The sequence below is a fragment of the Coleofasciculus sp. E1-EBD-02 genome, assembly GCF_040218245.1.
In the GTDB taxonomy this organism is placed as follows: domain Bacteria; phylum Cyanobacteriota; class Cyanobacteriia; order Cyanobacteriales; family Coleofasciculaceae; genus Coleofasciculus.
In genome coordinates this window covers 1-14,978 of record NZ_JAVJQN010000085.1, presented here as the reverse complement: position 1 = coordinate 14,978, position 14,978 = coordinate 1, and the positions used below count along the sequence as shown (strand labels likewise).

General features: G+C 45.8%; 12 protein-coding genes and 1 pseudogene. 9 read left to right on the top strand and 4 right to left on the bottom strand.

The features are described from left to right. Positions 1-76: 76 nt before the first annotated feature. On the bottom strand, positions 77-2,200 hold the full coding sequence (glgX, locus tag RIC07_RS13685; RefSeq protein WP_446395022.1) for a glycogen debranching protein GlgX: 2,124 nt from the start codon (positions 2,198-2,200) through the stop codon (positions 77-79). Between the two features lie 338 nt (positions 2,201-2,538). Between glgX and RIC07_RS13680 the strand changes: the two genes are divergently transcribed. Both RIC07_RS13680 and RIC07_RS13675 read left to right on the top strand, forming a co-directional pair. Continuing rightward, a complete protein-coding gene (locus RIC07_RS13680) occupies positions 2,539-3,345 on the top strand; it encodes a pantothenate kinase (RefSeq protein WP_446395021.1) in 807 nt (268 codons plus the stop codon). A gap of 462 nt (positions 3,346-3,807) precedes the next feature. Then, the gene (locus RIC07_RS13675; RefSeq protein ID WP_446374093.1) at positions 3,808-3,990 is read left to right on the top strand and encodes a hypothetical protein; all 183 of its coding nucleotides are present in this window, start codon (positions 3,808-3,810) and stop codon (positions 3,988-3,990) included. Between the two features lie 138 nt (positions 3,991-4,128). Here RIC07_RS13675 and RIC07_RS13670 read toward each other — a convergent pair whose 3' ends face one another. Next, on the bottom strand, positions 4,129-4,728 hold the full coding sequence (locus RIC07_RS13670; RefSeq protein WP_446374091.1) for a hypothetical protein: 600 nt from the start codon (positions 4,726-4,728) through the stop codon (positions 4,129-4,131). Positions 4,729-4,996: 268 nt separating this feature from the next. Here RIC07_RS13670 and RIC07_RS13665 point away from each other — a divergent pair, with 268 nt between their 5' ends. Continuing rightward, entirely contained in the window at positions 4,997-5,749 is a 753-nt protein-coding gene (locus RIC07_RS13665; protein WP_446395020.1) for a BON domain-containing protein, read from the top strand. Positions 5,750-6,043: 294 nt separating this feature from the next. Further along, the gene (locus tag RIC07_RS13660; protein WP_446395019.1) at positions 6,044-7,771 is read left to right on the top strand and encodes a diflavin flavoprotein; all 1,728 of its coding nucleotides are present in this window, start codon (positions 6,044-6,046) and stop codon (positions 7,769-7,771) included. A 3-nt stretch (positions 7,772-7,774) separates the two neighbouring features. Here the strand turns inward: RIC07_RS13660 and RIC07_RS13655 are convergent, their stop codons facing one another. Beyond that, positions 7,775-8,128 carry a hypothetical protein gene (locus tag RIC07_RS13655; protein WP_446395018.1) on the bottom strand — a complete coding sequence of 118 codons (354 nt, stop codon included), beginning with the start codon at positions 8,126-8,128 and terminating at the stop codon, positions 7,775-7,777. Between the two features lie 498 nt (positions 8,129-8,626). Continuing rightward, positions 8,627-8,749, bottom strand: a pseudogene (locus tag RIC07_RS13650) (transposase); the annotation flags it as partial. Positions 8,750-8,876: 127 nt separating this feature from the next. Between RIC07_RS13650 and RIC07_RS13645 the strand changes: the two are divergent. The 5 genes from RIC07_RS13645 (at position 8,877) to RIC07_RS13625 (ending at position 14,621) form a co-directional block, all read left to right on the top strand. After that, complete coding sequence (locus RIC07_RS13645) at positions 8,877-10,400, top strand: RNA-guided endonuclease TnpB family protein (RefSeq protein ID WP_446395017.1); 1,524 nt, start codon at positions 8,877-8,879, stop codon at positions 10,398-10,400. Positions 10,401-10,491: 91 nt separating this feature from the next. Beyond that, a complete protein-coding gene (locus RIC07_RS13640) occupies positions 10,492-11,121 on the top strand; it encodes a chemotaxis protein CheB (protein ID WP_446395057.1) in 630 nt (209 codons plus the stop codon). A 116-nt stretch (positions 11,122-11,237) separates the two neighbouring features. Next, a complete protein-coding gene (locus RIC07_RS13635; RefSeq protein ID WP_446395016.1) occupies positions 11,238-13,109 on the top strand; it encodes a CheR family methyltransferase in 1,872 nt (623 codons plus the stop codon). Continuing rightward, a complete protein-coding gene (locus RIC07_RS13630) occupies positions 13,102-13,239 on the top strand; it encodes a hypothetical protein (protein WP_446395015.1) in 138 nt (45 codons plus the stop codon). The genes RIC07_RS13635 and RIC07_RS13630 overlap by 8 nt, the downstream gene beginning before the upstream one ends. A gap of 92 nt (positions 13,240-13,331) precedes the next feature. Continuing rightward, positions 13,332-14,621, top strand: coding sequence for a PAS domain-containing sensor histidine kinase (locus tag RIC07_RS13625; RefSeq protein ID WP_446395014.1), 1,290 nt, complete (start codon positions 13,332-13,334; stop codon positions 14,619-14,621). Positions 14,622-14,978 lie beyond the last annotated feature (357 nt).

Sequence of the window (14,978 nt, the reverse complement as noted above, 5' to 3'; positions counted from 1 at the left end):
GAATGGATACAGTTGTTCATTTATGCAAGCGGGTCGCCCCTACCCGAGTAGAGACGCGCCATGGCGCGTCTCTACCTTATCGTCGTCGCAACACCATCACCGATCGCGCGGTAACTGGAATCGGCTTATCCTCGGTATAGCTGATTTCTTCCTCGACAAAGCGAGGCTTGTCGGTGTCAATCACCACCACCCATTCTCTGGCTTGCAATCCTGGGGGGAGCGTAAATTCAATCATCTCATAGTGAGCATTGAAGCAGATGAAGAAACTCTCATCCATGACTCGTTCCCCCTCCTCTCCCGGCGTGGCAATTTCTTCACCATTTAAGAAAATACCGATCGCCTTGGTATACCCCGCCATCCATTGATCCTCGGTCATGTCGCCGCCATCGGGGTTGAACCAACCAATATCCTTAACGCTAGAACCATGAATCGCTCGACCGAGAAACCACTTGCGTCGCCGGAATGTCGGATGCTGGCGGCGGAAATAGATCAGTTCACGGGTGAAGTCGAGAAGGGCGGCATTTTCCTCCGGTAAATCCCAATCAAACCAGGAGATGTCACTATCCTGACAGTAGGCATTATTATTGCCCCCTTGCGTGCGCCCAATTTCATCGCCGCCTAGTAGCATGGGGACACCTTGGGATAACATCAGCGTGACCAAAAAGTTGCGCCGTTGTCTATTCCTTAACTGGAGAATCTCTGGATCATCGGTTTCGCCTTCCGCCCCACAATTCCAGGAACGGTTATGGCTTTCCCCATCCCGGTTTTCTTCCCCATTTGCCTCGTTATGCTTTTCGTTGTAGCTTACCAGGTCATTCAGGGTAAATCCATCATGGGCAGTAATAAAGTTAATGCTAGCACTCGGTCGGCGTCCATTGGACTCATACAAGTCAGAACTTCCCGTGAACCGATAGGCAAATTCAGCTAAACTGCTATCTTCACCGCGCCAAAAGTCGCGCACCGTATCCCGATATTGCCCATTCCACTCGGACCATAGCAAAGGGAATTTACCCACTTGATAGCCGCCCATACCCACATCCCAGGGTTCAGCAATCAACTTCACATTCGAGAGAACCGGGTCTTGGTGAATAATATCAAAGAATGCCGCCAGACTATCCACCTCATAGAGTTCTCGCGCCAATGCCGAGGCTAAGTCAAAGCGGAAGCCATCCACATGCATCTCTAACACCCAATACCGCAGGCTGTCCATAATCAGCTTGAGGACTTGGGGATGACGCACGTTCAGGGAATTACCACAGCCGGTAAAATCCATGTAATAGCGAGGGTCATCTTCCATTACGCGGTAATAGGCTACATTGTCAATGCCGCGTAGGGAAAGCGTGGGACCGAGATGATTGCCTTCGCCGGTATGATTGTAGACGACATCCAGAATCACCTCAATCCCCGCTTTATGTAGCGCCTTGACCATTTCCTTAAACTCACGCACCTGTTGCCCTTGAGTGCCACTGGCGCTGTAATTAGCATGGGGTGCCATATAGTTTATGGAATCATACCCCCAGTAATTCTTTAAATCCTTATCCACTAAATGTCCGGGTTGGGACAAAAAGTGATGCACGGGGAGCAATTCTACCGCCGTAATCCCTAAAGTCTGAAGATACGCGATCGCGGCAGGATGTGCGAGTCCTGCATAAGTTCCGCGTAAGGATTCGGGGATGTCTGGGTTTAGCTTCGTGAAGCCCCTAACATGGGTTTCGTAAATAATCGTTTCGTGAGCCTGTCGTTGCAGCAGTTCGTCCTCTTCCCAGTCAAAAGACTCATCGACAACCACGGCTTTAGGAACCAGGTGAGCATCATCGCTTTCAGACAAGACCAAGTCCTTTTCTGGATCATCCCACGGATAACCAAAGATTTCCTCCCCGTAGCCAATCTCGCCATCCAATGCCTTAGCATAAGGGTCAATAAGCAGTTTATTGGGATTGAAGCGATGACCCTCCTCCGGTGCAAAGGAACCATGGACACGGAAACCGTACCGTTGTCCCGGACCAATACCCGGTAAATAACCATGCCAGACGAAGTTGCTGACTTCTGTCAACTCGAAGCGTGTCTCCTCATCCTGATCATCGAATAAACAAAGCTCGACAGCCGTTGCGTTCTCACTGAACAAGGCAAAGTTTGTGCCTTTACCATCCCAGGTTGCTCCTAAAGGGTAACTTTTACCGGGCCAAACGGGTACGTACATGCATGAACCTCCTTACTCCATCATTATCCAATACTCAAGCTAAAGGCAACCTTTCTCCTAAGCCGTAAGATGGATCTAATTACTTATCGCATTTGCGCCTGATCAGGATCAACCTGTAATTTGGCAGATTATTCCCTTCCCTAACACTAGATGCCGTTGATTAATAATGGGTAGATCAGCCAATCAATTGTTTTGGGGATTGTTAACTACTGCTTTGAGACGTCAAACATCTAACAGAATGGATCTGCGCTGATGGATGAAACGTTGATTACACCCAATGGTATACGTTTAAACTGTTCACTCACTCATCCTTAATGTCTAAGCAATTCTAACCGCACATGACTCTCCCAGACCACTATGTCACATTGATGATTGGTAACTCTCGGCTGCACTGGGCTTGGTTTGCGGGAGATACTCTCCAAGAGGCTTGGGATACCAAGCATTTCCCAGCAGCAGAGGTGGAATCGATCATCCAACACTGGACATCTGGTCTTCTACCTACCACCATCTTCGGTGAACCTTTCCTTTCTGGTTATTCCTCCAATCCATACCTACCCCTTTATATCGCTTCAGTCATTCCTGAGCAAACTCCATTGTGGCAAACTTATCCAGTTGCCCACGTTATTACTCTAGAGGATATACCTCTGTTAGGCGTCTATCCCACCTTGGGTATTGATCGCGCCCTCGCTGTGTTAGGGGCGGGGGAAGCCTATAATTATCCCGTGCTGGTGATTGATGCGGGGACAGCCCTAACCTTTACGGGTGTCGATGATCATCGTCATCTTGTCGGCGGCGCTATTTTACCGGGACTCAAATTACAACTCGAATCCTTAGCCCACAACACAGCCGCTTTACCGTCTATCTCACTGAAGCGCCAATTACCCAACCGTTGGGCGATAGATACCTTGACCGCGATTGAAAGTGGCGTTATTTATACTCTATTAGCAGGAATTCGAGAGTTTATTGCCGATTGGTTACAGCGTTTCCCTAACAGCCCGATTGTCTTAACGGGTGGAGACGCTGACTTATTACTCTACTATTTACATAGTCGTTATCCTAAATTTTATTCTTATCTTGTTGCCGATTGCCACTTAATTTTTTTTGGGATTAAATTTGTGGCTATAACCAAGAATCTTGCAGGTTAAGATGTATAGCCGAAACGATAGATATTTAGGGCTTGCTGCATAAAGCCGAAACCCTTAGCTATCAACACTTAGAGCCGTAGAGAAAGTTGTTCATCTTCAAGGAAATGTGAACCTCTCTTCAAACCTCTCTCCTGCAAGAATAGAAGCTTTGAATTCTCCCCCTTCCGTGCAAAAAAAGCGAAGCAACATCTGGTCTCCCCCATGGAGCAAAAAGCGAAGCATCCTCTGGCTTCCCCCTTTTCAAGGGGAACGGGAGGTTAGGTTTTATTTCGATTTTTCTAGAGTTTAAGTTTTGTTTATCTACTTTGTCAAAGAATAATTGAATTAAATTTTTCAAGGAATATTTTCTTTATCATTTTTTAGCGATAACTTTACAAAAAAAACACAAGTAATACACTGAATTTATTAGTCAATCTGGAATACTGGAAATAGGCAAGGGTAAACAGTTAAGAGAATAAAAAAATGTCCTTTTCTAACCAACTCCAGCTACTTGATCTAAAAGATATGGAAGAAAATCTTGAAGAACTCCTTTCTAGATGCCGTCAAATCCGACAGGGTTCAGAAGATGACCAAGACACCGAGGTACGAAATCAAACCGCTTCTGCTGACCAAGAGTCAGACTCAGACGATACATACTGGAGTTGAGCATTCGGGAGCGCGATCGCATTAGCTAGATTAATTGGCAAGCTTTTGAGAAGTGACTTGATCGGTTTACCCAAATGCTTGCCTTTAAATTATGCAGATTTTGCACGTTCTGTCAAGTTATTTTACTGAGCCGACGCTCTAGCTGCCGTAGAGGACAATCGTTTCCTCCGGTTCCACCACAACCACTCGGTCAGCCGTAACATTACCCGCGACACCACCCGCGACAGCACCGCCAATGATTTCTTCAATGCCCGCATCGCCGAAAACTTCACCTAATATTGCCCCACCAGCAGCACCGATACCCGCATCTTCTGCGATTGATCCGGTGGAGGTATCCCGTGGGTCTTTTTGGTCTTCAATCACCTCTGAAGTGGCATCAAGGTTGTAGGTGCGACCGTTCATTCTCACGCCTGTCGCCACATAGCGCAATCCCCCACTTGCTGGTTCATAGCGACCCAGAATTGTTGCACCAGCAGGAATATACATCCCATCGACCGTTGTACCACGGGCAACTTCCAGATTGTACGAATAAGTTTTGTCATTATTCAAATGTAGCGTCTGGTTTTGAGCGCTCGTTGCTGGAATAGTAGCAGCCTGAGCGACTACCATCTGGTTTTGAGCCTGTGCTACCTCCGGTACGAGCAACGGTGTACCGAAAAGTAAAGCAGAACCAGCCGCTAGTGCAGAAATTCCTCGTGTCAGGGAGTTTTTTGAAGTTTGTGAATTTTGATAGAACATAGCGTATAGACCTTTATTAAACGACTCATCTAATTCTATGTTCGCTCTGTTCAGGGGTTTTCTACATCCCTTGATAGTTAGAAAATGCAGAAATCTTTTCTCTTATTAAAGTAGTATTTTATCTGCTGTCCAACGTTATTGGCTGGGGTTAAATCAGTTGCCGGATGGCATGTTCCTGTTTCCGATTGACAAATTTTACTTACGACAGAGGTGACTTGGTTCTAGATTAGATAGCCTTGACCATGTTGAGTGGTGGGCGCGTGATGAAATGATCCGCAAGCAGATGTATGCGGATGTAACCGATGCGGAAATTCAGGATGCGGTTAAGGATGCGCTACTGTATGACCCGCGTGTGGCTAGCTTTAATGTGAATGTGGCTGTAGATAATGGCGAGGTTATGCTTACGGGTAACGTTGATAATCTGAAAGCTAAGAATGCAGCGGCACAAGATGCGAGTAATACGCTGGGTGTCTGGAACGTAGAAAACCAGATTAATGTAGAACCTGTTGACGAGGTAAGCCAGAGTGATATTACCACGAATGTTAAGAATGCACTTGAGCGTGATCCCTATGTAGAAGCGAGTGAAGTGGATGTGGCGGTGAGTGATAGCATGGTTACTCTCACGGGTGTGGTGGATTCCTATTTTGAGAAGTGGCAAGCGGGTGATGCTGCGGTTCGGGCTAGAGGGGCGCTGGCGGTGGATAATAATCTCACCGTTGACTACGAACAATTAACCTACGAGACTTCTTTCTACGATTGGGACGCGACAGTCTTTGACTATGATTATGCGATCGCGTCCAAAACGGATGCCGAAATCGCTGAAGATATTGGAGATGAGTTATATTGGTCTCCTTTCGTTGACCGCGAAGAGGTGACGGTGGCGGTGAATAATGGAGTTGCTACGTTAACGGGTAATGTGGATACCTGGAATGAACGCAATCAAGCCACGGAAGAAGCCTACGAAGGCGGCGCGATGAGTGTGGTTAATCAGCTTGATGTTGATTATGATATTCAGTCCTAATCCGCAGGTTGGCGAAAATTAAGAAAAAACCCTCAACGCGAAGGAGAAATAGGCGTTGAGGGGAGTCATCAGGGTGCATCTACCTTTCTCTCATTCTCTATATGCCTGACTGCATCCGGAAAAACGTTAAATCGGGGGGAGAGAAGGCAGAAGGAAATAATCATTGTTTAGCGGGACTGGATATTTAATCCTGAATCATTTTAATAAGCTATTTAAATCTAAAACCTCCAATTAATATGTAAAGATAATTAAAAAGCAGAGTAAATGAAGTTGATATAAGAAAGGAGACAACCGATGGTCGCAGTAGCAGAGGGAATTCAGCGTCGGTTGACGATGCAGACTACCGAAATTGCCCCGGATACCACAGCAATCCGATCGCTGGATTGGGATCGCGATCGCTTTGATATAGAATTTGGTTTACAGAATGGTACGACGTATAACTCGTTCCTGATTCAGAGTGAAAAAACAGCGTTGGTGGATACGTCCCATGAAAAGTTTCGCCAACTCTACCTCGATACATTGACGGGATTAATTGACCCAGCCAGATTAGATTATCTGGTGGTTAGCCACACGGAACCGGATCACAGTGGCTTAGTTAAAGATATTCTGGCACTTGCCCCCAATATTACAGTTGTGGGTTCAAAAGTGGCGATCCAATTCCTGGAAAATTGGGTGAATCAGCCGTTTCAATCGCAAATCGTCAAAAACGGCGATCGCGTTGATTTGGGAAATGGGCATATCCTGGAAGCTGTCATTGCGCCGAATCTCCATTGGCCCGATACGATATTCACCTACGATACCAAAACCCAGGTTCTATTTACCTGTGATGCTTTTGGGATGCACTATTGTGATGATTACACCTTCGATGAAGACATCGACCTGATCGAAAACGACTTTAAATATTACTATGACTGTTTAATGGGTCCCAATGCCCGTTCGGTGCTATCCGCCCTAAAACGGATGGACAAGTTACCCGAAATTAGCACCATTGCTACAGGTCATGGACCCTTACTCTATCACAACCTGAGTGAACTCACGGGACGGTATCGGCGCTGGAGTGAGGAACAGGCAAAAGCAGACACGACGGTTGCTGTATTTTATATCTCTGATTACGGATATAGCGATCGCCTTTCCCAAGCCATTGCCCATGGGATTACCAAGACGGGTGTAGCGGTGGATATGATGGATTTGCGATCGGCTGATCCGCAAGAGATTAAGGAATTGATGAGTATTGCCTCTGGGGTGGTGATGGGTACACCGCCGACGACGGGAGAGGTTGCTGCTGTCGCCCAAACTGCGATGGGTACAATTTTAGGGGCAACGAATCCGAAGCAATCCTTTGGTGTGTTTGAATCGGGGGCGGGTGAGAGTGAATCGGCGTATCTGTTGATGAATAAGTTCCGGGATTTAGGACTAACGCCAGGGTTTGCGCCAATCTTAGTCAAAGATACACCCGACGAACAGGTTTATCAGTTATGTGAAGAAGCGGGGACGGATTTAGGACAATGGTTATCACGCGATCGCACAATTAAGCAAACGAAGTCCCTGGATAGTGATTTGGATAAAGCCTTGGGGCGAATCAGCAGTGGGCTATATGTTATTACTGCCAAAAAGGGGAATATCACCAGTGCAATGGTAGCGTCGTGGGTAGCGCAAGCGTCATTTAAACCCTTGGGCGTATCGGTGGCGGTGGCAAAGGATCGGGCGATTGAGTCGTTTATGTATGTGGGCGATCGCTTTGTTCTCAATGTCTTGGAAGCTGGGAACTACCAAGGGCTGATGAAGCATTTCCTCAAGCGTTTCCCGCCCGGTGCAAACCGTTTTGAGGGGATTAAAACCTATTCTGCCAGCAATGGTTCTCCGATTTTAGCTGATGCTTTATCCTATATGGAATGTGAAGTGAAAAGTCGCTTAGATTGTGGCGATCACTGGACTATTTATGCCACTGTTTCGGCGGGACGAGTGTCTAAGACGGATGCGATGACGGCGGTACATCATCGTAAGGTGGGGAATCATTATTAGTCATTAGTCATTTGTCATTTGTCCTTGGTTGGTGATGAACGGGTGCGATCGCTGATCTGGTCGTGGTTTGTCTGTCCTCTTGGCGATGTGCGCCTCATAAATTAAAGGATTGTCTCTTACTAAGTGAGGTACACAGACAGATCCCCCAGCTTCATCGTATTTACAAAGCTGCTCAAGTATTTCCGCAACCCGTCCTAGGTTGGGGATGTGTAGGGGCGCAAAGACTTGCGCCCTTTGCCAACGTGCATTCGTGCAATTTAAGCTGAAAACCAAGACGGTAACCCCCTCATCCCCTAAGTATTCCCAGAAACCGGGTTTCTCGTGAGGATGACAACGCCATATCAACCTTTCACCCAAAGAAACCCGGTTTCTTGACTAGAAGGGGAACCACTCAACGTTAAACAAAACTTTTCAATTTAACATTTTAGTTTTAATTTTCTAAAGACAAGCCAAAATACGGCTGATCCAAGCCATCGCTGACAATGCCTAATTTGACGTTGTTTTTCCCCTGTAGTATGCTTTATGAAGTTTTGTTTTTTAGGGTAATTTAGGATTTTATTGTCAATTTTCCCACCAAACGCTTCAACCTCCTAAAATCACGTCATTCTTTCTCGCCAGATCTCGAAAAATTCAAAGACTACAACCATACCCCAATGACCTAATTTCGGCACTGGCGAGAGGGGCATATTTGACAAAAAAACAATTTAATGCTAAATAAAGTGTGGAGAAGAATTGCACCGTTATATTATATAGGATGGAATTTTGTGCGATCGCGTCCCTCTTGGATCAAGCTTCATCTCCACACCATCTAACAAACGGGGGCTCTAACGCGACACGGCTTTCTTTATTTGCCGTCTAATTTTTAGAATGATGAGGGTCGTTGATGTAAGCTAAAATCACCGCTATCGAAACTTTACCCGTGGTGTCATGAAAGTATCCTCTTGTCCACATAGAGGGCATTCTTTTTAGATGAGGATACAAGGTTGCTGTTGTTGACATTTGTCTAAATTAAAACTATCCTGATTAAAAGGTCGATGCCAATCATTTTAGGCAACTAACATTCTCGATTTCTTCAGTACGATTTCTTCAGTACGATTTCTTCAGTATGGGGAAAAGCACTACCCCTTCATTCATTACAACCATTCCTCTTGTTGTAACCAGTCAATTAGAGTCAGAGTTGCTTTCTCGCTTTCAAGCGGGTCGGCAACTCTATAATGCTTGTTTGAACGAGGCAATGGTTCGGATGCGGTTAGTGCAGAAATCCTCCCATTACCAATTGGCTAAAAAACTGCCCAAGGGTAAAGCCAGAACAAAGGCATTTAGTGAAGCAAGGAGGCAGTATCGATATTCCGAGTATGAGCTTCAGGCTTATGCAACGGTAGTCGCCAACGCTTCTAAGTGGATTGCTCAAAAAGTTGATTCCAATACTCAGCAAAAGTTAGCGACTCGCGCCTTCCAAGCTTCCGAAAAGGTAATGTTTGGTCGTGCTAAGAAAGTACGGTTTAAGGTTCCTTCTCGGTTCCGAAGCATGGAGGGCAAGACCAACAAGCAGGGTATCCGTTGGAATGGGGATCACCTTCTTTGGGGAAAGCTCAAGCTCAACGCCCTGATTTGCCCCAATAACCCTGTAATGATGCATGGGCTAGCCAGCGAAATCAAATACGTCCGGATTCTCTGGAAAGAAATTAACGGTAAACGTCGCTGGTATGCTCAGTTAATCAACAAAGGGGAGCCTTATCAAAAAGCTGCTAATTTTGTTAATCCTGGAGTTGTTGGATTAGACCTGAATATTTCCAATGTGGCTTATGTGGCACACAGCAATGCTGGCTTGTTACCCTTTGCCGAGAAGGTTCCGACCTTTGAGCGTGAGATTAGTAGCTTGCAGCGAAAGATGCAACGGTCACAACGGCAGTCCAATCCTGACAACTACGAACCTGACTTCTTAGCAAGGAAGGGACGTAAGGCTGTCCTGAAAAAAGGGAAGCCGAAAAAAGGTTGCTCTTCGTGGAATAAATCCAAGCGTTATCAAAAACTTACAGCAACTAAGAGAGAATTAGAGCGGCGTAAAGCTGAGTATTGCAAGTCTCAAAACCGCCGCCTAGTTAATGATATTCTCAGAAACGGAAACCAAATCAAGACTGAAAAGGTTTCTGTAAAGGGATGGCAAAAGAATTGGGGAAAAGCAATTGGCGCTAAGTCCCCTGGTTTTTTCCAGTCAGAACTGAAGCGCAAAGCTGAGAAAGCTGGCGGTTCGTTCTATCAGTTTTCGACTCCGAAAACGGCACTCTCTCAAACTCATTTAACAGGAGAACGTATCAAAAAATCTCTGTCAGAGCGAGTTCATTACGATAAGTCAGGCGTAGTGATGCACCGCGACTTAATGAGTGCGTTTTTAAGTCGTCACGTTTATGACGATGTGTTGTCATTGCAGGATGCTCAATCTGAGTATCCAGGGATGGAAACCGCCCTGCTACGGGCATGGAAACAATATCAACAATCGGCAAATCGAGTAAGCGCGTCTGAAAGTCGGTGCAGTCATAGCCCCGTTGAGCCGATTCGTAGCGACTCAGAAAAGTCTAGCCAGATAGCCTCCTCCGGGACGGGCGAAAAGCTAGATATAAGGTTCTGAGGAATCTCCCGGTTTTAGCGAAGCGGAACCGGGAGAGGTTTCAATGAAAGCGTTAACCTTATATTTCAGTGCTACCCCTAATAACAATAAAATGCAACAGCCCCAAGCCGATCAACACACCAATCCTCCCCCAGCCTTCGCTAATACCGCCTTTGATGTCGTCGCCATCGCTGCATCTGCTGGCGGACTAAAGGCGCTATCTGAAGTTTTATCCCATCTACCGAGTGATTTTCCAGCAGCCGTTCTGGTTTTGCAGCATCTTGACCGCAGTCACCGTTCTTTAATGGCAGATATACTCCGCCGACGGATTTCTTTGCCGATTAAGCAGACAGAGGATGGAGACAAGCTAAGTCCGGGAGAAGTTTATATTGCCCCACCAGATTATCATGTTTTGGTCAACTCTGATGGTACGCTTTCCCTAACGCAGTCACCGATTGTCAATTTTGTCCGTCCCTCAGCAGATTTACTGTTGGAGTCGTTGGCAAATAGTTATCAAAATCGGGCAATTGCTGTTATTTTAACCGGGACAGGGAAAGATGGCACAAAAGGAGTAGAGGCGATCGCGAAAATGGGCGGTATGGTGATTAGCCAAAATCAAGAGACGTCGGAACACTTTGGTATGCCCCGTTCTGCCATTGACACCGGGATTGTCAATTTGATTTTACCCTTACCGGAAATTGCTGAAACACTCATCCAACTTGTAAAAGAAGGTAGAGGGTAGAAGATTTTAATAGTTCTGGGATTTGCTTTTAACTTTTTATTTTTAATTTTTGCTTTTACAATAAGTAATAAGTAATAAGTAATAAGTAATAAGTAATAAGTAATAAGTAATAAGTAATGACAACTGACAAAGAACAAGAAGAAAGTAGAATCTTTGAATCCCTACTGGAGTACCTGAAAGAAACACGCGGCTTTGATTTTACCGGCTACAAACGCTCTACGCTCAAGCGGCGGGTAACCCGGCGAATGCAGTCTCACAATATCGACAATTTTGGCGATTATTTGGACTACCTGGAAGTTAATTCAGAAGAATTTGAGCCGCTGTTTAATACAATTTTAATCAACGTTACCGCATTTTTCCGGGATACCGAAGCCTGGGACCATTTACACCAGCAACTCCTGCCGCAACTGTTGCAGCAAAAGGATAGGCAAGAGCAAATCCGCGTCTGGAGTGCGGGATGTTCTTCGGGGGAAGAAGCCTATTCTATCGCCATGCTTTTGGTAGAAATGATGGGGTTGGAACAATTTCGCCAGCGGGTGAAAATTTATGCCACCGATGTCGATGAAGAAGCCTTAAGTCAAGCGCGTTGGGCACGCTATGATTCCAAAGCCTTGGAAAACCTGTCCGAAGAATGGCGACAGCGCTATTTTGAACAAGTCGGCAATCAGTATGTATTCCGATCTGATATCCGCCGGGCGGTGATTTTTGGTCGGAATGATTTGGTTCAAGATGCGCCAATTTCCCGACTGGATTTACTGATTTGCCGCAACACGCTGATGTATTTTAATGCGGAAACTCAGAAACGGATTTTGGCACGGTTGAACTTTGCGCTAAAGGACAACGGCGCTCTATTTTTGGGCAAAGCCGAGATGCTGCTAACTAATAGCAATCTGTTTAGACCCTTAAATTTAAAGCATCGCATCTTTACCAAAGTACCCAAACCGAAACTAAGCGATCGCCTGCTGATGCTCGCCCAAGCTGGGAATGAAGAATCGAGTGCGCGTCTGTCTGAGCGGGTGCGGCTGCGAGAAGCGGCGTTTAATACCTCAGCCATTGCCCAAATTATTGTTGATACCAATGGTTACTTAGTCTTGGCAAATATCAGCGCCCGGTCAATGTTTAATCTCAAACAGCAAGATCTGGGCAAACGGTTTCATGACTTAGAAGTTTCCTACCGTCCCCTAGAACTGCGGTCGATCATCGATGATGTCTATCGCGATAGTAGGTCGATTACGATTAACGATGTGGTGCGGGAGCAGTCCGATAATACTCAGTATTTGGATGTGCAAATTACTCCCTTAAAGGAAAATGGCAATGGCGAGAAGTTATTGGGAGTGAGTGTTTCCTTTTATGATGTCACTTGCTACAACCAATTAAAAGATAAGTATAAAACGTCTAGCCAAGAACTGGAAACGGCAAATGAGGAACTCCAGTCGAGTAATGAGGAACTCGAAACCACCAACGAAGAACTACAATCCACGAATGAGGAACTCGAAACCACCAACGAAGAACTGCAATCCACCAACGAAGAATTGGAGACAATGAATGAAGAACTCGAATCGACCAATGAAGAATTACGGACGATGAATGATGAATTGCGCTTGCGGACGGATGAAGTCAACCAAGCCAATGCCTTTTTAAATTCAATTCTAGAAAGTTTCCAAACAGGGGTGATTATTGTAGACTGCGAATTTCATATTATCCGGTGGAATCAAGACGCCGAGGAATTCTGGGGACTACGCAGTGACGAGGTACAAGACAAATCCCTCCTTAGTTTAGAGATTGGCTTACCTGTGGATCAATTGCGCGAACCAATCCGTCACTGTTTTCAGGGCGAGGTCAATCATCAGACAATTATGGTGGATGCGATTAATCGCCGAGGTCAATCCATTCAATGTCGGGTTACATTGCATGGTTTGCAAGGGATAGAAGAACAATTACACGGCGCGATTATATTGATAGATGAGGTGAATCAAGGAGATGGGTGAGGGTGTCGGGTGTCGGGTGTCGGGTGTGGGGTGTCGGGTGTCGGGAAAGGTTGAAACTATTGCCTATTGCCTATTGCCTATTGCCTATTGCCTGTTCCCTGTTCCCTGTTCCCCCCCCCTTTTGAAATAACAGGAAGTAGTATTGTTGACAGGGCGCGTTTAGTCGCATCTTTTGTGAACGAAAGATAAGATTAAGTGTAAATCCTCACTTACGCAATTCTCATGAATAACCTAAACCAACCGATTCACCTCTCCCAACAACGCCTAGAATCCTTGATGAACCGGATCAATCAAGCGGCGAATCAACCCGAAATCCTCTCAACGATTCTAGAGGAGTTTTCGATCACACTGGAGAAACTCGATCAGCAACAGCAGGAGTCAGTCACCATAATTAATGCCAGCCAAATCGAACTCCAGCATTACCGAGAGTTATTTAACAGCACTTCAGAAGCCTACATAGTGACGGATATTACAGGAGAAATTCACACCGCCAATCCCGCCGCCAGTAAGATGTTGAACATCTCGCCCAACCATCTGATTGGCAAACCGTTACCTGTCTTTGTCGCTGAATCTCACCGCCAAGCCTTTCGTACCAAACTGGAACAAGTAAACCAATCCTGCCAATCAACGGCGTGGGAAGTGCAGCTACAGCCTCGCCACAGTGAATACTTTCCCGCCGCGATCGCAGTTTCTCCCATTCGCGATAATCACGGTAAGCTAACCAAATTACGCTGGTTAATTAGCGACATTAGACACCGCCAACAAGCAGAAGCCTTGCGCCAGGAATTAGCTGAACAACAAGAACTCAGTGAACTCAAATCCCGGTTTCTCAGTACCGTTTCCCACGAATTCCGCACGCCGCTAACCACGATTCTCTCCTCTAGTGAAATGCTACAACGGTATAGCGATCGCCTGAGTCCAGAACGCAAAGCCGTACATTTCCATAAAATTAGCCAATCTGTGGGCTATATGACCCAGTTATTGGAAGATATTTTAATTTACAGCAAAGCTGACGCCGAAAAACTAGAATTTAATCCCACGGTTGTCAATTTAAGCGAATTCTGTCAGAATTTAATCGAGGACTTGCACCTAGAAGCCGCGAATCAACAACGGATTCAGTTTAAGTGTAACGATGATGACATTTGCGGCAATTTTGACCCCAAACTGCTGCGGCAAATGCTGAGTAATTTACTCACCAATGCCCTGAAATACTCACCCAAGGGTGATCCCGTCGAATTTGAACTAAACCGTGAGGAAAATCAATCTATACTTAGAATTCGCGATCGCGGCATCGGCATTCCCCCAAATGACCAAGTTCATCTGTTTGAACCCTTCCATCGCGCCCAGAATACAGGTACAATAAACGGGACTGGACTAGGACTCGCGATCGTCAAAAAAGCCGTAGATTTACATCAAGGCAAAATTTCTGTCCAAAGTAAGATTGACGTAGGTACGACATTTACCGTCAAATTGCCACTCCTGAATGTAAAATATATAAAAAAAAATATATAAAAAAATTTGAGTCGGGAAACGACTTCATGAACCGCGCCTTACTTCGTGAAGACGCGGATTGGTAGAGATAACCTGCCAGGAAGTCATGAATAGGGCATGAGTTGGTAGGGGATAATCACTTCCAAGCATTTCTCTAGCTTGGCTTAAATGTAGGTCTAGGAATCTCTAGACACCCTCTAATTCCAGGACACACCCCTATCAATGCCTTAAGAGACGCAAACATTACACGAGTGGATTATCTCTATAAATCGTGTTATGCGTAGCGTAAAAAGTTGGATGCCTCCATTCTTCCGGCATCCCGCTATCCCTCCTCACCCTACGAGAGTTGAGGGTGAGGACTCCCGCGAATACGTTGAA

Coding starts and splice junctions, on each gene's coding strand:
- RIC07_RS13630 (WP_446395015.1), top strand. CDS start 13,102: ATGGGTGAGGGTGTCGGGTGTCGGGTGTCGGGTGTGGGGTGTCGGGTG.
- RIC07_RS13675 (WP_446374093.1), top strand. CDS start 3,808: ATGTCCTTTTCTAACCAACTCCAGCTACTTGATCTAAAAGATATGGAA.
- RIC07_RS13680 (WP_446395021.1), top strand. CDS start 2,539: ATGACTCTCCCAGACCACTATGTCACATTGATGATTGGTAACTCTCGG.
- RIC07_RS13645 (WP_446395017.1), top strand. CDS start 8,877: ATGGGGAAAAGCACTACCCCTTCATTCATTACAACCATTCCTCTTGTT.
- glgX (WP_446395022.1), bottom strand. CDS start 2,200: ATGTACGTACCCGTTTGGCCCGGTAAAAGTTACCCTTTAGGAGCAACC.
- RIC07_RS13635 (WP_446395016.1), top strand. CDS start 11,238: ATGACAACTGACAAAGAACAAGAAGAAAGTAGAATCTTTGAATCCCTA.
- RIC07_RS13665 (WP_446395020.1), top strand. CDS start 4,997: ATGATCCGCAAGCAGATGTATGCGGATGTAACCGATGCGGAAATTCAG.
- RIC07_RS13625 (WP_446395014.1), top strand. CDS start 13,332: ATGAATAACCTAAACCAACCGATTCACCTCTCCCAACAACGCCTAGAA.
- RIC07_RS13640 (WP_446395057.1), top strand. CDS start 10,492: ATGCAACAGCCCCAAGCCGATCAACACACCAATCCTCCCCCAGCCTTC.
- RIC07_RS13660 (WP_446395019.1), top strand. CDS start 6,044: ATGGTCGCAGTAGCAGAGGGAATTCAGCGTCGGTTGACGATGCAGACT.
- RIC07_RS13670 (WP_446374091.1), bottom strand. CDS start 4,728: ATGTTCTATCAAAATTCACAAACTTCAAAAAACTCCCTGACACGAGGA.